Origin of the sequence: Blastopirellula sp. J2-11 (genome assembly GCF_024584705.1) — a bacterium.
Classification (GTDB): Bacteria; Planctomycetota; Planctomycetia; order Pirellulales; family Pirellulaceae; genus Blastopirellula.
Map to the genome: position 1 here is coordinate 769,045 of NZ_CP097384.1, position 18,606 is coordinate 787,650.

Genomic DNA, 18,606 nt, shown 5'->3' on the forward strand with positions numbered 1-18,606 from the left:
GAACCAATGCCTCTTACGGCTGCGCCGCCCCGCTTGGCAATTCCAACTCGGATTGAAGTGGCGAGCCGCATTCCCTCGCTCGCGCAGCGGGCTAGTGTTCCGTCACATGATAATGTTGGCTCGTTGGCGATTCGCTTCGTACAACAACACCGCGGCGGTGGTCGAGACGTTCAGACTGTCGGCGATGCCGCGCATCGGCAAGCGGATATTGGTGACGTCATCGGCGAGCCAGCGATCGGAAAGGCCTTCCGCTTCGCTACCTAGAATGAGTGCGGTTGGGCCGGTGAATTTGACCTGCTCGTACGAGACGGCGCCTTCAACGCGGGCGGCGAACATCGTTGCGCCGGCTGTTCGCAAAAAGGTCAACGTTTCCGCGGTTGTCGCTTCAAACGTGGGGATGGCGAAGATCGTGCCGAGACTGGCGCGGATTGCATTCGGATTGAAGATATCGGTTCGCGCGTCGGCGGCGATCAGACAATCGGCGCCAACGGCATCTGCTGTGCGCAAGATCGCGCCCAGATTGCCAGGCTTTTCGACGCCTTCCAGCACCACGATCAGCGGCCGCTTCCCCAGTTTTTCGTGATCGAGCATCGTATCGGGATAGTTGGCGACGGCGATAACCCCTTCGGCGCGCTCGCCAAACGAGAGCTTCTCGCAGACGTCGCGGGTGATCTCAAAGAGATTCAAGTCACGGTCTTGCGAGATCCGCTGGCGCAGCGCTTCCGCTTCTTCACCGACCAGCAGTTCGTCGCAGACGAAGAGTTCGAGCAGGGGAAATCCGGTCGCCAGCGCGCGATCGATTTCGCGAATGCCGTCAATGATCGTGCGCCCTTGCTGTTGGCGCGCACGTCGCTGACGCAGTTTGGACGCTGCTTTGATCCGGGGGTTTTGCACGCTCGTAATACGCTCGGGCATGAAGGGATTCCGTAGGGGTTAGGACCAGCGAGCCAAGATGCCGCTCGGCAGACGTCGACCGTCTGCGGAAGTGATGAACAGGGGACGAGCTTCGAGACGCGCCGCTTTGCGCCCAAAAAAATAAAGCTCCAGCATCTCCCGCAACTGGACAGGGCCGAGACCCGGCGAATGGCAAGTGAGCAAGATCGCCGCATCGTCGGTCGAGATGGCTCGCAAGTCCTGCAGCAGCGCCGGCAAGTCTTGCTCGACGCGCCAGACTTCTCCTTTGGCCCCGTGTCCGTAACTGGGGGGATCGAGAACAATCGCGTTATAGCGGGCTCCCCGCTTTCGTTCGCGCCGGACGAACTTGCGGGCGTCATCGGCGATCCAGCGGATAGGAGCATCGGCCAGACTCGAGAGCTCGGCGTTGCGACGTGCCCACGCGACCACGTTTTTGGCGGCGTCGACATGGGTGACTTCGGCGCCGGCGGCGGCCGCCGCCAAAGTGCTACCCCCGGTGTAGGCGAATAAATTGAGGACTTTGGCCGATTCTCGCTGGGTGACCCAATCGGCGAGCCAATCCCAGTTTTCGGCCTGTTCTGGAAAAACGCCCAAGTGTCCGAATTCGGTCGGTTTTAGCTCGAAACAGAAGTCGCCATGGGTGATTGTCCAGTTCAAAGGGAGCGCATCGGCCGGTCGCCAGGCTCCCCGGTCTCCGTTGGTCCGCTCATAGCAGCAAGCGGCGTCACGCCAAAAATCGCGGCGGTTGGGACGGGTCGCATCGGCAGCCGGCGCTAAGCGATCGAGCAAGAATGCCCCGAAACGCTCTAATTTGCGTCCGTCGCCGAAGTCGAGCAGTTGATATTGATCTGGCGTAAACAAGGTGACTAGGGCTGAAAGGGGAGTGTACGATTGATTTCCTCTGGCATTATTGTGAAGATCGGGGGAGAATACGAAAGACCGCCTTCAAAAATGCCGCTAACCAAGGAACGGCCGTTGAGACCGTCTCTCCTCTGCATCCCGCTCGCTTTTCTGATTTTTTGTTCAGGCGATATCTATGCGCAACCCCCTGCCGAGTCGGCGGGGGACGAAGCGCTTGTCGAAAGCGAACCGCCAGCCGCGACTGCGATGTCGGCGGATGAAATTCGGCGTTTGATCGCCAAACTTGATTCGGAACGTTTCTTGATCCGAGAAGATGCGACCGAAAAGCTGTCGCACGCCGGTCCCGAAGCGATTGACGAATTAACGGCGGCGGTCGCCAGCGGAAGTTTGGAAAAATCGATCCGCTGCATTCATATTTTGAAGCAGTACACGCTGGGGAGCGATATCAACGCCGAGATCGCCGCGACCGAACGTCTGGAACTGATCTCGACCGCCGGCCATGACCGCGTTTCTCAGTATGCACAGGAGATGCTCAATCGGGTCGCCGCGCTGCAGGAAGAACGTTCGCGCCGCGTACTGCGGAGTCTAGGCGTGAAGTTCAGCGAATATCTGCCTGCGAACGGGTTTATCGATTCGTCGCGTGGTCCTAGCGTCACGATTGACGACAGCTTCCAAGGAACGGCGAGTGAGCTCTACTATTTGCGACAGCTGCGCTTTATCGAAGACGTGCAGCTCTCGGGCGAGAAAATTACGCCGGAGTATCTAAAGCAGATCGCTGCGATGGATAACGTGCGCTTGTTAACGATCAAAGACGCGCCGAAGATTGACGACGTCGCATTGCAAGAATTGAAACCGCTGCTTCCCCAGTTAGAAAATGTGCGGTTCTATTATCTGCCGATCGATGATGAAGTCATCCCGATGTTTGCGCAGATGCAACGATTGATCAAAGCGGAATTGTTCGGCACCGAGCTTTCCGACGAAGGGAAGGAAGATCTGTTCGCCCAGTTCGGGGAAGATCAGCGCCGCATGGATATTCGCAACGGGGCTTTTCTCGGCGTGCAAGGATCGACGATCTCCGAATCTCCTTGCACCGTCCAAGATGTGCCGCGCGAAGGCAGCGCGTTCGCCGCAGGCGTTCGCAAGGACGACGTCATTCAGGCGGTGGATGGCCAGAAGGTCGCGCACTTCACAGCGCTCACCGATATTCTGCGTGACAAAAAGGTGGGGGATAAAGTGAAGATGAAAATCCTCCGCGACGACCAACCGATCGAACTGACCGTCACGCTGGGCAAATGGCCAATGCGTCCCGAATATAGCAATCGGTAAACCCATTCTAGAAATTGCGACCGTCGCTCGAATCGGTCGCTGCTCGCACCCCAAGTGATTTCGATATGAGCGATACGCTGACTGTCGCCGGCGGTGGCAAACTGCCGGTGGTTGGGCTGGGAACGTGGAAGATTGACGCGGCGATTCTGCCTGACTTGATTGTCGCGGCCGTTGCGGCCGGCTATCGTCAATTTGACTGTGCGTGCGACTATGGAAACGAAAAAGAGGTCGGCGCCGGGATTCGTAGGGCGATCGACCAAGGACTTTGCCGCCGCGAAGATCTCTGGATCACGTCGAAACTTTGGAACACCTATCATCGGCCCGAACATGTTCGCGCGGCGGCTGAGCGTTCGCTGCAGGACTTGCAGATCGACTACTTCGATCTCTATCACATTCACTTTCCGGTCGCCCTGGAATTTGTTCCCTTTGAAAAACGGTATCCGCCCGATTGGTTCTTTGATCCCGCTGCGCCAGAGCCGAAGATGCATCCAATCGCCGTTTCCCAGGCCGAAACCTGGGGAGCGATGCAAACGCTGAAAACGGCGGGCATGGCGCGTCATTTGGGAGTGTGCAATTTTAACGTCGCATTGATTCGCGAGATTACGGCGGCGACTTCGCAGCGTCCTGACGTGCTGCAGGTCGAGCTTCATCCTTACTTGGCGCAAGAGCGTCTGCTGCGGTATTGCCGCCAAGAAGGGATCGCGGTGACCGCCTATTCGCCGTTGGGCGCACCTTCTTACGTTCCGCTGGGGATGGCCGGCGCAGACGAAGATTTGCTGGCGGAGAAGACGATTCGCGCGATCGCCGAGACGCATGGCAAATCGCCGGGGCAAATCGCGTTGCGATGGAATGTGCAGCGCGGCGTTGCGGTGATTCCGAAAACAAGCCGCGTCGCACGACTTGCGGAGAACTTGGCGCTGTTCGATTTTCAGCTAAGCGAAAGTGAAATGGCGGCGATTGGCCAGCTGAATCGCGATCGCCGGTTCAATGACCCCGCCCAGTTTGGCGAAGCGGCGTTCAACACATTCTTCCCGATCTATGACTAACGGTGGTCGCGTTTGCTGCGACGTCGCTTCAGCCGTCGGAGCCGCTTGCGCATCTTCCGGCTTGAGGTCGACGTTCGTCAGGCGGTAGATCATCCACAGTGATGCGAGCACCAGAATCACCACCAACAGCGCATCGGGCTCAACCAGCCAGAAACGTTTCTCCGCGCGATACAGGATTCCCATCGTCGCGACGCACGTAACAAAGATGACGGCGGCCGCAGTGAACGCATGGACGATGTTGGCGTCTTGCAGAATCGCGCCGCGCGTATAAAACGCGTCGACCGGCAGGATGATCGCAATGTTGAACGCGTTGCTTCCGAGGATGTTGCCGATCGCCATATCTGAGGCGCCCATTCGCACTGCGACGATCGTTGTGACCAGCTCGGGCAAGCTGGTGGTCAGCGCCAGAAACGTGCTGCCGACAAAGGTTCCGCCGAGTCCGGTGACGACGGCGACACGATCGGCGACGATCGACAGATATCTGGCGGCGACAAAAATCACGACCGTCGCGATCAGGTAAGTGACGATCGCTCGCGCGAGCGACATCTTGATCTCGGCCGCTTCTTCGATCAGCGGCGCTTCAAGCTGCGCGGCGACCTGTTGATCGAGATAAATCAATCGCAGCGAGAAAAAGTAGAACAGGCCGATACCGATCGAACCAAATCCAATATGCGCCGCCGACAACGAGAAATCGAGCGATTGCTTGTGCAGGATCAAAAACAGCAGCAAGATCGAAGTCAACGCGATGCTGGCCAACGCCGAGAGAGCATGCGCCGCCGAGACGGAGCTGAACATGCGTTGTTTCGAGCGGAACGCGAGATCGATGATCCCTAGGATCAGCAGATTGAAGAGGGAGCTTCCCAGGATGTTTCCCATCGCCAGATCAACGCCGTTGGTATAGTCAGGCAACTGAACGGCGTTGATGTTGATCGCGAATTCCGGCAGGCTCGTCGCTGCAGCCAACAGCACCAGGCCGGCAAGCGAGCTTCCCAGGCCTGATTTTTCGCCGATGACGTCGGCCGCCTTGGTCATAAAACTGCCGGCGAAGACGATGACCGCCGCTAGTCCGACGAACTGTCCAAATAAAGTCAGCAATTCCAAGGCGATTCAGCTCCCCGTTGCGATCGGCGATGGTGTGATTACGCCGCTACTGTACCAGACAACGGCGACGCTCCGCTATCAAGTCGCTGGCCATCGAGAAGGTTTCTGGAAACGACGGATCAGCCCGCTGGCGACGTTTTTTGCGCTAGGTAATTCGGCGATAATTTTCGGATCTTAACCAAAACTAACGGCAAACTAAACGGAATTCGTCATTTCGCTACGTATTCTGAGAAGCTTTCCAACTCTGTCGAATCGATCGGCGAAGAGTAAATCGACGAGTATTTGTGACCCGCTGGGAAGTAAGTTGGTTATTCGGCGATAAGTGTTCAGAAATTACGTATTGCCTGTTTCGTTCTGTAACAGGGGAAGGGCGAGAAGAGTTATGGCGAAAAAAAACGGCAAGCCCAAAACGTCGAAAGTGGAAGAGGGAGCGGATCGCGTTCGGCGGAAAGAGCCCTATTCGAGCGAACGAATTACTCGCGTCGTCGATCGCCTGCGTGAACAAGCGGGGCGCCTGTCGAGTCTGGTTCGCTCGATGGAAGAGGGGGATTTGGACGATGTTGTCGTCGACGGGCACGCAATGTTGCTGCGAGGGTTGAATCAGATCGACAATTTCGCCGACAATACGGCTAGAGCGGTGCGCGAGGCGCGGACCGCCAAATTTGAGTAATCACACGACTCGGCTGTCGCTCTCCGCGGTCAGACGAGTCGTTTGGCGCCGTCGTATTGCTTCTCTATGCCCAAGATCGCTCCTTCGGATCGCGTGAGCGGTTCTCGATTTCAAGTTTGGCTGGCGCGCCTGCTCCTGTTGTTGCTGGCGCTGTTGGTCGTCGTTCCGCTAGCAATGTTAGGGATCGCGCGGGCCAGCGAAGCGGCTCAGCCGGCGTTCGCGCTCTTGGCGGGGGGCGCCATCGGATTCGTCGTTTGTTATGCGATCTGGTCGTGGGGATTTGACTCTTCGATGCAGATTCTCTCGTTGATCTTCGGCGTGGTCGTCGCTGCGATGTGGTTCTCTGACAGCTTTTTCAGCTACGCATTGGGGCTGATGGTCGGGGTAGTCGCTTACTACCGGAGTGAGTGGTTCTGGAGCGGCGCCAATCTCACGGCGAGATTTGTGCAAGAGCGAATTTTTCGAAGATAGTCGCCGGCAATTGGCGAATTATCGGAAATTTCTCTAGAACAATTGCAGTGGAGACGATCAAAAAGAATACGTTGCGCTAGCGGCGGCCCTATCTCGTTCACTGCTCAACGAGTTATCTCGTGGATTCTGATACTTTGACTCGCGATCGGCTCTGTAGCGGGCTTTGCCTGCCGATCGCTCCGATCGCGATCACCGACGCGCGATTTGACGCGCCGCGGCAAAAGCTGCTTTGGCGATACTATGCGACCGCCGGAGCAGGGGGGGCTGTGGCCGACCTGTTAAACGCGCCGCCCGCCCAGCGTCGCGAATTGCTGGAGTCGATTGGCGCAGCGCCGACGGAAGCCGGAGGAGAACCGTTTCTACGCATCGCCTTGGTTGGCGAAGCGGAGTCGTTGCAACTGGCGGGCGAATTACGCGCAGCCGGGATTCAAGCGATCGCGATCGCCCTGGATGAAACGGCGGCAGGCTCGCTGGAAGAATTGCTGGGTCTGTTTTACGCGGTGGGGGAAACGCTCCCGTTGATTGTCTATCCGCAAGGGGCAGACTCGCGGCGGTTGGCGAACGTCGAGAATTGGCGACGTCTGCTGGAGATCCCCCCAGTGATGGCCGTCTGCGTGCCGGCGCATCGACCAACCACCGTAGTCGCGATCCGAGCGCTTGCGGAAACCCGCCGCAAAGACATCTGCGTTTATACCGCCAACGAAATCAATCCGGTTGTCGATCTGGTGACGCCGTTTCGTTATACGCTGGGAACCAAATCGATCGATCGCCGCGCGGTGGGCGGAATGTTGCGACTATGGGGCGTCTTCACCGCTCGAGCGGTCGAACTGCTCGAACGTTGTCATGTGGTCGCCCAGCGGGGCGCGATTCCCGACGAATTGCTGCAAGTCTCGGTCGAAGTCTCCGAGTTGTCGCTGGCGCTTGCCGACGAGAACCACGCCGGGATTCGTGAAGTGCTGGCTCGACAGAAGTTTTTGCTCGACAATCGCGACGCCGAGGGAAAACGCCCCAGTCGGGAAGTGATCGAGCGAGCCGCGAGCGCGATCGAAAATCATCCTCATCTAACGGACTTCGCCTTTGTCGCCGCGCGGCTGGCGAAGTGGTCTGAAGAGTAACGCGCGACGATGGCGCGGTTAGTCTCGCCAGATCTCTCCCAGCAATCGGTGCAACTGCGGATCGTGCTGCTGGAGTTCGACTTTGACAAACGGATAAAAGTCGTTCGCGCCGAAGTAAGCTTCGGTTCCTTCGGCGAAATACTCCATCTGGTTCTTTAACGCGTAGTGTTGTTCTTCTTTGCCGTTGGCGCGCAACACTTTTTCGTACTTGCCGCTTTCCTTGGCGCGCTGGTAGGCCGCTTTGATCGCCGCGTCGTCATAGCCAAGCACGCGATCGTGATAACTGTGCGCTAGTTCGTGTAGAACCATCATCGGCTGTTCGCGTGACCAGTCGATGAATGTGCGAGCATTGGAGATCTCGACGCACTTCTCTTTCTTTTCCAGGAACCCTTGTTCACGCAGCCAGTCGGCCGACACGTGGTAACAGGCGCAAGGGTTCGCCTTGTCGTTGTCTAGTTCCAACCAGATCGCCGTTTTTTGCAATTCGGCCAAAGGACGCTTGGGGACGCTACGACAAATCTCGCGCAGTTTGTCTTGCAATAACTGCGTCGCTTCGTCTCCCAGCTGCTTTTCTTCGCGCAACAGACGTTTGTTGACGTAGACGTCCCACCCTTCGAGATTGATCCGGTGATAAGCGGTGATCGGCTCGTAGGCCGGTTGTTTTTCGGCGGTCTCGGCGGCGAAGACCGCACAAACGACAAGTGATGCAATCATGGGAGGCAGCTGAAGTTGAATGAGGCGAGAAAGGGGCGGAAAACGGGTCTGCCGCAAAATTGGCCGATGACTCAGTTTAGCGTACTACGGCGATGGAGCGTCGCTTGATAACATAGAGAATTGATTTCCTTGGCGGCGACGGATACCAAAAACATGAAATACGACAAATCACGACTGATCGAAATTGTACGGGAAAAAGGGCTCCAGTTCGGCGATTTTACGCTAGCGTCGGGGAAGAAAGCGTCCTACTACCTGGACTGTCGAAAAGTATCGCTCGATAGTGAAGGGGCGCTGCAGGTAGCCCTGGGAATTCTCGAAATGTTGGCAGGCGATCTGCCGGACGCGGTTGGCGGCATGGCGATCGGCGCCGATCCGATCACGGCGGCCGTCATTACGATGGCCGCGGTGCAACAAAAGTCGCTCGCTGGATTTATCGTTCGCAAAGAAGCGAAGGCGCACGGAACGGGACGAGATGTTGAAGGGCCGGTCACCGCCGGGCAATCGTGCGTGATTGTCGAAGATGTCGTCACGACCGGCGGCAGCTCGCTGCAAGCGATCGAAAAAGTGAAAGCGGCCGGCCTAGAAGTGCGTGAAGTGATCGCGATCGTCGACCGCCTCGAGGGGGGCGGCGCAGCATTCGCCGCCGCTGGCTACAAATTGCGCACGCTGCTGACGATCGAGGATTTCGGAATCAAGCCGCCGCAAACCTAATCGAGCGAAGCGATGCAGCCCGACGACGAACTTTGCCTCTGTTTTCATGTTACCAAGCGCAAGGTCTCGAATTACTTGCGCATCGAAAAACCGCGGCGCGTCGGGCAATTGAGCGACTGTTTTGGCGCAGGGACCGGCTGTGGTTGGTGCCGTCCCTTTTTGCAGCGGCTGTTTGATCAAGCGGTCGCCGCCGGAGAAACGTCGGACGAGCTGCCAACGCCGGAAGAATACGCCCAGATGCGCGCCGGCTACATTCGCGATGGGAAGGGGAAACCTCCCGGCGATTCGTAATCTCTTAGGTCGCCTGATCTTCCAGCAGCGCATCCACGGCGAGGTCGATCGTCTCAAACCGCTCCCACAGGGAGTCGATCTTCGAGCGGCGTAAGACGTTCAGGCAAGGGTCATCGAGCCCGGACAGCACCAGCCGGCCGTTCCGTTTTTTGACCAGTTTCCAGGTTCGGATCAAAAACTGGATGAAATACGAACCAAAGGCCTTCGTGCACGTGAGATCAAAAACAACCAACGGAGGATCGGCGTGCTTGGCGACCTCAATCAATTGTTGGGCGGTTTTACCCAGGTTCGATTCGTCGAGACAATCGTATTCACGACCGAATTCAATTACCGTGACGTCGCGTTTCCGCAAGATGTTAACCATGCTGTCTTCGATGCACTGCTCTCGCACAAATAGCGATATAACCAGGTTGATAGCTAAAACGAGGGAGTGACCAAGCAGGGGAGTTTGGTGTCGAGCCGATTTCCGTAAGAATTCGAAAAACGACGATGGGTCCAGTCTACATATGGCCAAGCATATTTACAACCCATTAAAAACAAAGCAGTTGCGCTAATTGTTCGTCAGGCCATGGGTAGTGCAATGACCACAATTAGAGGTAGGATCTGGAGTGGTGTTAGCGACTCCTGCTATCTGGAGTAGCTCAAAGGAGGGTAAGAATGCTTCCAGAGTGCCGGGATTTCGGGGGGACTGATTTTCCGAGGAATCAATAAGGGAAGCTTGCCCTCTCGGCTATGATTGTGTGGGAGATTATCACATGACTGACATCCACGACAATTCGGCCGATCCGCCGAAAAGCAAGCCGGAGCCTCCTGCGCCGCGCGCAGGGCTCACCGCCGAGCATCTCATTCAGCATATTCGCGACACGGCGGACAAGCTGGCCGCGGATGAATCGTCGCGTGGCGACTTAAAAATTTTGAGCCGCTCGCTCCGCGAGTTGCAATATGCGTTCAAAATCTTCGCACCTTATCGCGATCGTCGCAAAGTCACCGTCTTTGGATCAGCGCGAACGCCGGAGGACGCTCCCAGCTTTCAGCAGGCGCTGGAGTTTGGACAAAAGATCGCCGCGCAGAACTGGCTCGTGATTACCGGCGCCGCGAGCGGAATCATGGAGGCCGGGCATTTGGGCGCTGGGCGTGAAAACTCGATGGGCCTGAATATCATGCTCCCCTTCGAGCAAGACGCCAACGAAGTGATCCTGGGGGACGAGAAGCTCGTCCACATGAAGTATTTCTTCACACGGAAGTTGATGTTCGTTAAAGAGTGCGACGCCGTCGTTTGTTTCGCTGGCGGTTTTGGCACGTTGGACGAAGCGTTTGAGGTGCTCACGCTGCTGCAAACCGGCAAACGAGACATGTGTCCGGTCGTCCTGGTCGACGAACCCGGCGGATACTACTGGAAGCGGTTCCATGAGTTCATTCTCGATCCGCTGCTCAAACAGCGGTTGATCTCGCCCGAAGACCTGGCGATCTACAAAGTGACCGACAGTTGCGACGAGGCGATCGAAGAAACAATCGGCTTCTATCGCAACTACCACAGCATGCGTTACGTGCGCAACAAGTTGGTGCTGCGGATGCGCGAAGCGCCGTCGCCAGAACTTTTTGAAGCGATTCAAAATGAGTTCTCGGACATCTTGGTGCGCGGCGCTTTCAAGCTGAGTGATCCGCACCCGCACGAAAGCGATCAGCCTGAACTAGCGACCTTGCCGCGCCTCGTATTTGAATTCAACCGCCGCAGCCTAGGACGATTTCGGATGCTGATCGATTGTTTGAATCAACAATCAATAGAACCGGCGAATCGCAAATTTGAGGTCGAATAGCTCGATTTCTTCTTAGCCCGAAACGCCAGTTTTGAAGTTGCGCTCTTTCCTGGTTGGCCGCGATAGCTCGGCTATCGGGGCGGCGCAGCCGTAAGAGGCATTGGTTCCTGGTAAGCAGTTCGAGGCCATTTCGCCATTTCAAACGGCGCGGCGACCACCGCTATCAGATCCGGCCACGGCTCGCTGCCTCTTACCGACTTCGTCGGCCCCGATAGCGGAGCTATCGCGGCCAACCAAGCGTGGTTTGGAAAATAGCGCAACCTCAAAAAGCGCCAGCAAGAGAAATACGGCGTCGTAGAGTTAGGTCGCGCAGTTATTCAAGCGGCTCTACGGCAGCTGAAAGTACGATTCCGTTTTGACGATCGCGTTGTCGTCAGGAAACGTATGAAACGCTTGCACGAACACGCTGCGGCTGCGGGTCTCGGCGTTGATGTAGCTCAGCGCGCCGAAGTTCATCCGTCCGCTCGACTCAAACTGATGGACGAGTCCTTGCTTGGGATCGTACGAGAGTTCGCGCTGGCACATGCGGAAGATCTTGGTCGTCACCGGCTCAAGTTCAAACTCCGCTTTGTAGCCGACGCCGCCGCGGCAATCGAGTTGGTCGACGCGACGTCCTTTTAACTGGTAGGCCATCACGCGTCGCCGTTGCGGCAGCGGCTGATGAGCGCTGGCGCAGACTTCGGTCAGGGTCATCCCTTCGTAGCGCCACGTGATGATATGGCCGACGCTGGTGATATCGAGCTTCAAAGTGTAGCCGCCGCGCGTGATTGTGCGAGATTTATAAATCTCGAACAACTCCGGATGGAGCGAACGGCTGTAGAGTTGGAAAACCAACTCCGCGACTTTGGGACGAATCGATAGCACGCGGTGAACTTCCTCTTTTGAATGTTTGGGTAGTCGAGCGATTGTGATCTGCGCCGACCCTCCAATTATACGTTGCGTGTCGACTCGTCACAAAGAGAGCTTTTTCCTTCTCTCCTGTATCGATTATGTTCTGCAACTCTTTGTTCACAAGGACTTGACATTGGCCTGCGGAGTGCGCTGCGCTTCGCTAGCAGCAACCGCTAGGCCAATGCGACGAACACGTCATACAACGCGTGCGTACCGGCGGCGACGCCAAATCCGCGAAACGTAAAAAGCAGTCCGAAAATTAATCCGGCCGAACAACGAAACAGGAAGCTATACCACTGAAACGCTTCGCCTGCCGACGTAAAAAAATCATAATGCGCCGCCGAAAAAATCAGGCTGGAGCCCAGGATCGCAATCGCGGTCGCCGCTGGTTTTGGCATTCCCAAGAAGATGGCGGCTTGCCACAAAATTGGAATCAACATCAAGCGAAACAGAAGTTCTTCATAGATTCCGGCGCCAAAATAAGCAATCAATTGGCGAATTGTTTCGCTCGGCAAGATCGCCGCGCCGTCCGCCGCGATCTCCGCTTTTAGCAGAGACGCTTGCCAATGCGCCAAGCCGAGCAGGATCAACCCCAAAACGGCCGATTCCAACAACATCAGCGGCAACACGCCAGGCGAGATTCGCCAGGGCTGTTCTTTCAGGTGATGCCAGGCCAACAAGCAGCAGCAGGTCAAGAGCGGCAGCAAAAAGTATTGCCCAAAACCGATCACGATCAACAGTTCGCGCAGCCAGACGTCGACGCCGTTGCGAATCGCCTGAGGCCCCAACGCAAACACGCCGACTTCATAGATGATCAGCATCGGCACGACAAACGCCAGACTGACCAGCGGGCGTGCGGATTCGGCGAAATAGCCTGGCGGCGTTGGTTCAGCGGAAGAAGCGTCAGGCATCGAAATATCAGGCCGGGTTGCCAGCGGAATAGGGAAATCGGTATGGTCGGAGGGAAAGCGGTACGCGCTCCATTCTACCTATCTACACCCTCGCCCACGCCTATGTCGATATCATTGTTGGATGTCTACGACCGCTTGCTCGCCCACTATGGTCCTCAATCCTGGTGGCCAGGCGATTCGCCGCTGGAGATCATGATCGGCGCCGTCCTGACCCAAAATACTTCTTGGAAAAACGTCGAAAAGGCGATCATCAACCTCAAAGAAGAGGGGTTGCTGGATCTGTTCCGACTGCACGAGACGCCGGTCGAGGAACTGGCCGAAATCATTCGCCCTGCAGGCTACTATCGCCTGAAAGCGAAGCGACTGCAGAATCTCATGCGATACGTCGTCGACGTCCACAGCGGCGATCTCGAGGCCATGTTCGCTTGCAGCGTCGATTCGCTTCGCGAAGATCTGCTGGCGCTGAACGGAATTGGTCCCGAGACGGCCGACGCCATCTTGCTGTACGCCGGTAATTTGCCTTCGTTCGTCGTCGATACGTACACGTCGCGCGTGCTGAAACGGCATGGCTGGATCGAGCAAGAAGCCGACTATCATCAAATCCAGGACCAGTTTGTCAGCCAACTGCCGGACGATGTCGCGCTGTTCAACGAATACCACGCCCTGTTGGTGCGCGTTGGCAATGGTCATTGTCGCAAGACGCCCAAGTGCGAAACGTGCCCGTTGTTTGATCTTCTGCCGTCAGGCGGAATTGAAGAGGGGTTTTGATGAGCGACGCGCATTTCTCTTCGTAGCCCGCAGCGCCAGTTTTGAGGTTGCGCTATTTAGAAATTCAGGAAGTGTTGAACACGGGTGAAGCACAATAAAACAGGGTCCGAATCCACCGAAAATCGTCGCACTAGCCCGCTGCGCGAGCGAGGGAATAGGGTTGGCGATCCTCACACGGATTGAAGTGCGAGCCGCGTTCCCTCGCTGGCGCTGGCGGGCTAGTGTCCGATGGATTCGAAAGATCGCAACCTCAAAAATAGGGCTGCGGGCCACGAAGAGTATGGCGTCGCGTCCGATACTTACGCGGCGCACTTTTGCGGCGCGACGGTTTCGCTTTGCAGCTTGCTGAGGATGTACTCGGCTCCTCGCATCGATGCGCCGCCGCCGGCGACGCGTTCTCGCAGCGAATGGAGAGCGCTGACGCGTTGAGCGTAGGCGTCGTCATCATGGAGCCAATTGACGATCCGCGTCGCCATGTCGCCGGTGCGATCTTCGCAAGTCAGATACTCGGGGAAGAGGACCTGGTCGGCGCCGAGCGCATCGGGGTCGTACGTAAAGTACTCCTCCTCGTAGAACGGCTTGTCGGTCGACAAGATGTTGACGAGCGTGATGTAGCGAACCTTGCGAAAGAAGCTTTGCACCCACAGTCCAAACGGACTGATTTTGTAATGAATGACGGTCGGCTTTTCGTGGTACAAAAGTTCCAAAGAAACGCTTCCGCTACAAGCCAGACAGCAGTGCGCCGCATGAATCAACTCGGGCGTGCGATCGACTTGCACTTCGATATCCAGGCCAGATGCGATGATCCGCTCGAACGCGTAGGCGGCCTGATTTTCGTTATAGGCGGCCACGGCGAACCGCGCGTCCGGAACTTGTTCGACGATCTTTTTGGCCGTTTCCAAAAAGGCGGGGAGATTCGCCGCGACTTCCTGCGAGCGTGAGCCCGGCAGAATCGCGATCAGCTTGCCCGGCTTTTCGCGTTGCTCGGCGATGAACTCTTCGTGCAAGCGATGCGAACGCAATTGATCGAAATAAGGATGTCCGACAAAGGTCGCGTTGCAATTGCGCTCGCGATACCATGCTTCTTCAAACGGCAATTTGCAGAGCACATGGTCGACGTAGCGGCGCATCTTTTTGACGCGCCAACCAGCCCATGCCCAGAGCTGCGGAGTGCCGTAATAGAAGACGGGAATGCCATGCGATTTCGCGCGGGCGGCGATCCACCAGTTGAAGCCGGGATAGTCGATCAGCACGACGGCGTCAGGACGCGAATCGCGAAAGTAGCGATTCGCCTGCAGCATCAATCCGATAAAGCGATGCAGGTTCAAAAAGGCTCGCAGGAACCACATGATCGCCAGCTTGGTCAAGTCGGCATGCAACTCGCAGCCGGCCTCGGCCATTTTGGGGCCGCCGTAGCCAACAAATTGCAGGTCGTCCCGGCGCGCCTTCATGGCGCGAATCAAGTTCGCTCCATGCAGATCACCGCTAGGTTCGCCGACGCTGAAAAAGATCTTCATTGTTTGTTCCTCGGATCCGCTTCAGCCAGCACGTTTGGGTTCGTGCATGTCGTCAAAAAAAGCGACCCGTAGTTCTGGTAATAGGTTTTCGGTGCGACGCAGTTCCGCGTAACTCGGCTCTTGCCAGCGCCGACATAGCCACCAGGCGCACGCCAAATTCAACGGCGACGGCCAACCATCATCGAGTGATTCGTCCGGCGCCGCCAGGCCGTCGTACTGAATCGGCAGTTCGGTGACGCGATAGCCGCGCATCGCGACGAACGCCGCCAAATAGGGATACGATCCGCGCGGCAGCGGCGTGTTGACGAGCGCTTCGCGCCGCGCCGACCAAAACTGACAGCCAGGATCGCGAATGTCCATGTTCAGCAGCATGCGGCGGGGAGTTCGCACAATGCGATTCAACCACCGAGCGGAACTGGTGGCCGCACGGCGGCCGATCACTAAGTCGCCGCGTGACTGAGCATCTAATAAATCTTTGATTTGGTGGGGAGGATATTCGAGTCCGGCCGACGTAAAGACCAGCTTGTCGCCGGTCGAAACGCGAATGCCGGCCACGACCGAGCCCGAGAGCCCGACGCGCCGATCCAGCCGAATCGCTCGCAACGGCGGAATCTGACGGCAGAGATTTTCGATCGTCTCGACCGTTGAATCGCGCGAAGCGTCATCCACCACGATGATTTCGAACGATTGATCGAGCGCATCGAGTTGAGCGATTAAAACCGGCATTTGTTCAACCAACGCGCCGCCGGAGTTGCGTTGGGAAATGATGACCGAGATTTCGGGCATGCGCAGCGATATCCCTTCTTATTCGACCGAGCATCGGCGCGGAGTATGTCAGAAATGCCACAGGAGGTGTAGAGCAATTTTGGTCGCGACCCGGCGCAAACCAATTACCCCGTCGCTGCATGCTAGCGTGTCGCATCAACGTGCGTTGATCGACTGCGGAGTTAACCGCAAGCAATCGCCGAGGCGGAGGCAAGCGACTCGGCGGCGATGGTGTAGTTACGGAAGCGAATCGTGTAATGTTCGTTGAACCAATTTTCGATATGCGGCAGAAAATCGGCGTCGAAAGTAGGCTCGGCGTAAATTGTCCGTCCTGCGAAATCGCTCAAAACTTGCCCCTCTTCGCAGATCACGCGGCCTGCCTGCAGCACGTACCGCGGCCGCTCGAACATCGCGCGAATGTCTTGCTGCGGCGCATAGATCGTCACGTCGGCGTCGGCGCCAATCGCCAGATGCCCTTTGTGGCTTAACCCCAGCGTTCGGGCAGGCGCCGCCCGGGTGATGATCGCGATCTCTTGCAGCGAATACTCGCGATCGAGATCGGCCAGCGTGGTTCGCCCTGAGAGCTCGCCGTGCATGCGGCCAATCGCTTCGCGACGGAAATCGGCGTCCATCAGCAAGTGGATGATCTCGGGATAGCGGTAGATCGCGCCCCCGTTGGGATGATCGCTGCTCATGCAGACGCGCCAGGGGTCTTCGATCCGCAAATACCATTCGAGCGCGATCGCCCATTGGATCGCATGGACCAACACCTTTTGCGGGTGAAACTCCATCGGAATCACGCCGCAGCTGCTCTCTTGTTCGCAGTCAGCGGCGAACCAGCGGTTGCCGGTCATCTCGGCCAGATGCTGGGCGAACGGAGCGTCGCCGGTCATCCCCAGCGTGCGGCCTGGGTTCACATGCCCGACGTCGACGGTGATATTCTCATGCTCGTTCACATAGTCAATCAGTGCCGGCGCGGCCGAAGCGAAACTGCTCGGATCATTTTCGTCCCCTCCATAGCTATGGAATTGGACGTGAGCAAAGTGCCCCCGCGATCCTTCCAGCGACTCCATCGTGTGCAGCGCGGTCCGATAGTTGCCCGGCATCCCCAGGTTGTTGCAGTGGATGTGCAGCGCATGCGGCAATCGCAGGCGATCCGCAGCGGCGGCCAACTCGCGCACTACTTGCCGCGGCGTCACGCCAAAATGCGGGACCGGTTCGTCCAGCTGTTGCAGCGTTTTGCGGCTGATTTGCTTCCAGTTTTCGACGCCGCCGGGATTCACAATTTTCATCGCGTACGCCTTCGCGGCGTGCAGCGACCAGCCTAGATAGGCGTCCAACTCCGCGCGGCGCCCTTCCCGCAAATGGTCCAGCACAAAGTGATTGTTGCCGAACAGCAGATAAAACCCTTTGTCGACCAGCGGCGTGTCAGCCAGCTCTTCATGCGCATGCCGAGCATGCAAACCGGGGATCGCCGCGTCCATCGCCGTCGTATAGCCGAGCCCGGCGAACATGTAGCCTGTGCCGAAGGTGCTGGGAACAAGTCCGCCGGTAGCCGAACGTGTTCGCTCGGTTCGCGCGATCCGATGTTCGCGGCGATACTCGGGCGTCATCTTGCGCCCGGCGTTCACTTTGGGGCCGGCGATATGACAATGAAGATCGACGCCGCCCGGCATCACCACATAGCCGCGCGCGTCGATGCGGCGGCTGATCTCGGGGTTCGGTTCGGTGGGAGGCGCGACCACTTTGCCGTCGCGCAACCAGAGGGTTTGCACCACGCCGTCGATGTCGTTGGTCGGGTCGTGCAGCGTTCCGTTTTCGATGACGATGTACGACACGTGGGCGACTGACCTTGCTAGAGGATGCGGGCTACTCGTTCAGCGCTGCGATCAATGTCTCGGCGTAGTCGCCCACTTCGGCGATCACTTGCTCTGCGGGCTTGGCGCCGATCTCGCTCAGCCGGCGCACAATGGCCGAACCGACGATCACGCCGTCGGCGACTTTCTTCAGCGTGCGGACATGCTCGGGCTGACTAATGCCAAAACCGATGCAGATCGGCACTTTGGTTTGATTGCGGAGCCACGAGACGTTGTCGAGCAAATCCTTCGGCAACTCGGTCCGCTCGCCGGTGATGCCGGCGACTGAGACGTAATAGATAAAGCCGGTCGAAGTTTCGGCGATTCGCAGCGCCCGCTCGCGCGATGTGGTGGGAGTCACCAACTGGATCAGGCTGAAATCGTGCTGCTGGCAAAGCTTGGCGAAGTCGCCAGATTCTTCGACCAACAAGTCAGGCACAATCGCTCCGGCGACTCCGGCCGCTTTCGCCGTACGCAGATATTCTTCGGGGCCGTGACGTAAGATGATCGCGTAGCTGACCATGGTGACCAGCGGCGCCGTCATCTGCGGCGTTGTATTGCCGGCCATTTCCAAGATCTGGCTCAGCTTGATCTTGCGATCGAGGGCCCGCGTGTACGAAGCTTGAATCACCGGTCCGTCGGCGATCGGATCGCTATAAGGAATGCCGAGCTCGCAGACGTTGCCGCCGCGTGACGAGAGTTCTTTCAGCACGGCCGAAGTAACGTCGAGCGAAGGATCGCCGGCGGTGACGAAGGGGATGAACGCTTTACGGTTCGCGTCGCGAAGTTCGGCGAATACCTGGTCGATGGAAGACATGCGTGAGGAAAACTTTCCGTATCAGCGGGCGACAGGATAGGGG

20 protein-coding genes are annotated in these 18,606 nt (G+C 57.5%); 9 read left to right on the forward strand and 11 right to left on the reverse strand.

Annotated features, from left to right (window positions below; genetic code table 11):
- Positions 1-102 precede the first annotated feature (102 nt).
- Together M4951_RS03185 and M4951_RS03190 are read right to left on the reverse strand one after the other, a co-directional pair.
- A complete protein-coding gene (locus M4951_RS03185) occupies positions 103-915 on the reverse strand; it encodes a TrmH family RNA methyltransferase (protein WP_262025041.1) in 813 nt (270 codons plus the stop codon).
- An 18-nt stretch (positions 916-933) separates the two neighbouring features.
- Positions 934-1,776: a class I SAM-dependent methyltransferase gene (locus M4951_RS03190; RefSeq protein WP_262025042.1), complete on the reverse strand. Its 843-nt coding sequence runs from the start codon at positions 1,774-1,776 to the stop codon at positions 934-936.
- A 114-nt stretch (positions 1,777-1,890) separates the two neighbouring features.
- Between M4951_RS03190 and M4951_RS03195 the strand changes: the two genes are divergently transcribed.
- Both M4951_RS03195 and M4951_RS03200 read left to right on the forward strand, forming a co-directional pair.
- Entirely contained in the window at positions 1,891-3,102 is a 1,212-nt protein-coding gene (locus tag M4951_RS03195) for a PDZ domain-containing protein (RefSeq protein WP_262025043.1), read from the forward strand.
- A 65-nt stretch (positions 3,103-3,167) separates the two neighbouring features.
- Complete coding sequence (locus M4951_RS03200; RefSeq protein ID WP_262025044.1) at positions 3,168-4,148, forward strand: aldo/keto reductase; 981 nt, start codon at positions 3,168-3,170, stop codon at positions 4,146-4,148.
- Here the strand turns inward: M4951_RS03200 and M4951_RS03205 are convergent.
- Entirely contained in the window at positions 4,035-5,249 is a 1,215-nt protein-coding gene (locus M4951_RS03205; protein WP_262025045.1) for a sodium:calcium antiporter, read from the reverse strand. The two genes, M4951_RS03200 and M4951_RS03205, sit on opposite strands and share 114 nt — an antisense overlap.
- A gap of 382 nt (positions 5,250-5,631) precedes the next feature.
- Between M4951_RS03205 and M4951_RS03210 the strand changes: the two genes are divergently transcribed.
- The 3 genes from M4951_RS03210 to M4951_RS03220 all read left to right on the forward strand — a co-directional run bounded on the left by M4951_RS03210 (position 5,632) and on the right by M4951_RS03220 (position 7,505).
- Positions 5,632-5,919, forward strand: a complete 288-nt coding sequence (locus tag M4951_RS03210; protein WP_262025046.1) for a hypothetical protein — start codon at positions 5,632-5,634, stop codon at positions 5,917-5,919.
- A 93-nt stretch (positions 5,920-6,012) separates the two neighbouring features.
- Positions 6,013-6,390 (forward strand): hypothetical protein, encoded by a 378-nt coding sequence (locus tag M4951_RS03215; RefSeq protein WP_262025047.1) that lies wholly within the window; start codon positions 6,013-6,015, stop codon positions 6,388-6,390.
- A gap of 119 nt (positions 6,391-6,509) precedes the next feature.
- A complete protein-coding gene (locus M4951_RS03220; RefSeq protein WP_262025048.1) occupies positions 6,510-7,505 on the forward strand; it encodes a hypothetical protein in 996 nt (331 codons plus the stop codon).
- An 18-nt stretch (positions 7,506-7,523) separates the two neighbouring features.
- On the opposite strand, the gene M4951_RS03225 is transcribed toward M4951_RS03220, so the two are convergent.
- Positions 7,524-8,219 carry an anthrax toxin lethal factor-related metalloendopeptidase gene (locus M4951_RS03225; protein ID WP_262025049.1) on the reverse strand — a complete coding sequence of 232 codons (696 nt, stop codon included), beginning with the start codon at positions 8,217-8,219 and terminating at the stop codon, positions 7,524-7,526.
- A 153-nt stretch (positions 8,220-8,372) separates the two neighbouring features.
- Here M4951_RS03225 and pyrE point away from each other — a divergent pair, with 153 nt between their 5' ends.
- Both pyrE and M4951_RS03235 read left to right on the forward strand, forming a co-directional pair.
- Positions 8,373-8,930 (forward strand): orotate phosphoribosyltransferase, encoded by a 558-nt coding sequence (pyrE, locus tag M4951_RS03230; RefSeq protein ID WP_262025050.1) that lies wholly within the window; start codon positions 8,373-8,375, stop codon positions 8,928-8,930.
- Between the two features lie 12 nt (positions 8,931-8,942).
- Positions 8,943-9,221: a bacterioferritin-associated ferredoxin gene (locus M4951_RS03235; RefSeq protein WP_262025051.1), complete on the forward strand. Its 279-nt coding sequence runs from the start codon at positions 8,943-8,945 to the stop codon at positions 9,219-9,221.
- Between the two features lie 4 nt (positions 9,222-9,225).
- Here the strand turns inward: M4951_RS03235 and M4951_RS03240 are convergent, their stop codons facing one another.
- Positions 9,226-9,585, reverse strand: coding sequence for an STAS domain-containing protein (locus tag M4951_RS03240; protein WP_262025052.1), 360 nt, complete (start codon positions 9,583-9,585; stop codon positions 9,226-9,228).
- Between the two features lie 391 nt (positions 9,586-9,976).
- On the opposite strand from M4951_RS03240, the gene M4951_RS03245 reads away from it, so the two are divergent.
- Positions 9,977-11,038, forward strand: a complete 1,062-nt coding sequence (locus tag M4951_RS03245) for an LOG family protein (protein WP_262025053.1) — start codon at positions 9,977-9,979, stop codon at positions 11,036-11,038.
- Positions 11,039-11,365: 327 nt separating this feature from the next.
- Here the strand turns inward: M4951_RS03245 and M4951_RS03250 are convergent, their stop codons facing one another.
- Both M4951_RS03250 and M4951_RS03255 read right to left on the reverse strand, forming a co-directional pair.
- Positions 11,366-11,902: a DUF2617 family protein gene (locus M4951_RS03250; protein ID WP_002651088.1), complete on the reverse strand. Its 537-nt coding sequence runs from the start codon at positions 11,900-11,902 to the stop codon at positions 11,366-11,368.
- Positions 11,903-12,102: 200 nt separating this feature from the next.
- The gene (locus M4951_RS03255) at positions 12,103-12,840 is read right to left on the reverse strand and encodes a CPBP family intramembrane glutamic endopeptidase (protein ID WP_262025054.1); all 738 of its coding nucleotides are present in this window, start codon (positions 12,838-12,840) and stop codon (positions 12,103-12,105) included.
- Positions 12,841-12,942: 102 nt separating this feature from the next.
- Here M4951_RS03255 and M4951_RS03260 point away from each other — a divergent pair, with 102 nt between their 5' ends.
- Positions 12,943-13,608 carry an endonuclease III domain-containing protein gene (locus M4951_RS03260; RefSeq protein WP_262025055.1) on the forward strand — a complete coding sequence of 222 codons (666 nt, stop codon included), beginning with the start codon at positions 12,943-12,945 and terminating at the stop codon, positions 13,606-13,608.
- Positions 13,609-13,907: 299 nt separating this feature from the next.
- Here M4951_RS03260 and lpxB read toward each other — a convergent pair whose 3' ends face one another.
- The 4 genes from lpxB to trpA all read right to left on the reverse strand — a co-directional run bounded on the left by lpxB (position 13,908) and on the right by trpA (position 18,563).
- Entirely contained in the window at positions 13,908-15,125 is a 1,218-nt protein-coding gene (gene lpxB, locus M4951_RS03265; protein ID WP_262025056.1) for a lipid-A-disaccharide synthase, read from the reverse strand.
- Between the two features lie 21 nt (positions 15,126-15,146).
- Positions 15,147-15,911 (reverse strand): glycosyltransferase family 2 protein, encoded by a 765-nt coding sequence (locus tag M4951_RS03270; RefSeq protein WP_262025057.1) that lies wholly within the window; start codon positions 15,909-15,911, stop codon positions 15,147-15,149.
- Between the two features lie 161 nt (positions 15,912-16,072).
- Positions 16,073-17,728 carry a formylmethanofuran dehydrogenase subunit A gene (locus M4951_RS03275; RefSeq protein WP_262025058.1) on the reverse strand — a complete coding sequence of 552 codons (1,656 nt, stop codon included), beginning with the start codon at positions 17,726-17,728 and terminating at the stop codon, positions 16,073-16,075.
- Positions 17,729-17,759: 31 nt separating this feature from the next.
- Positions 17,760-18,563 carry a tryptophan synthase subunit alpha gene (gene trpA, locus M4951_RS03280; protein ID WP_262025059.1) on the reverse strand — a complete coding sequence of 268 codons (804 nt, stop codon included), beginning with the start codon at positions 18,561-18,563 and terminating at the stop codon, positions 17,760-17,762.
- Between the last annotated feature and the right edge of the window lie 43 nt (positions 18,564-18,606).

Bases quoted from the DNA above. Each gene is read 5' to 3' on its own strand.
- M4951_RS03185 (WP_262025041.1), bottom strand. From the start codon at position 915: ATGCCCGAGCGTATTACGAGCGTGCAAAACCCCCGGATCAAAGCAGCG.
- M4951_RS03200 (WP_262025044.1), top strand. From the start codon at position 3,168: ATGAGCGATACGCTGACTGTCGCCGGCGGTGGCAAACTGCCGGTGGTT.
- M4951_RS03210 (WP_262025046.1), top strand. From the start codon at position 5,632: ATGGCGAAAAAAAACGGCAAGCCCAAAACGTCGAAAGTGGAAGAGGGA.
- M4951_RS03225 (WP_262025049.1), bottom strand. From the start codon at position 8,219: ATGATTGCATCACTTGTCGTTTGTGCGGTCTTCGCCGCCGAGACCGCC.
- pyrE (WP_262025050.1), top strand. From the start codon at position 8,373: ATGAAATACGACAAATCACGACTGATCGAAATTGTACGGGAAAAAGGG.
- M4951_RS03235 (WP_262025051.1), top strand. From the start codon at position 8,943: ATGCAGCCCGACGACGAACTTTGCCTCTGTTTTCATGTTACCAAGCGC.
- M4951_RS03240 (WP_262025052.1), bottom strand. From the start codon at position 9,585: ATGGTTAACATCTTGCGGAAACGCGACGTCACGGTAATTGAATTCGGT.
- M4951_RS03245 (WP_262025053.1), top strand. From the start codon at position 9,977: ATGACTGACATCCACGACAATTCGGCCGATCCGCCGAAAAGCAAGCCG.
- M4951_RS03255 (WP_262025054.1), bottom strand. From the start codon at position 12,840: ATGCCTGACGCTTCTTCCGCTGAACCAACGCCGCCAGGCTATTTCGCC.
- M4951_RS03260 (WP_262025055.1), top strand. From the start codon at position 12,943: ATGTCGATATCATTGTTGGATGTCTACGACCGCTTGCTCGCCCACTAT.
- lpxB (WP_262025056.1), bottom strand. From the start codon at position 15,125: ATGAAGATCTTTTTCAGCGTCGGCGAACCTAGCGGTGATCTGCATGGA.
- M4951_RS03270 (WP_262025057.1), bottom strand. From the start codon at position 15,911: ATGCCCGAAATCTCGGTCATCATTTCCCAACGCAACTCCGGCGGCGCG.
- trpA (WP_262025059.1), bottom strand. From the start codon at position 18,563: ATGTCTTCCATCGACCAGGTATTCGCCGAACTTCGCGACGCGAACCGT.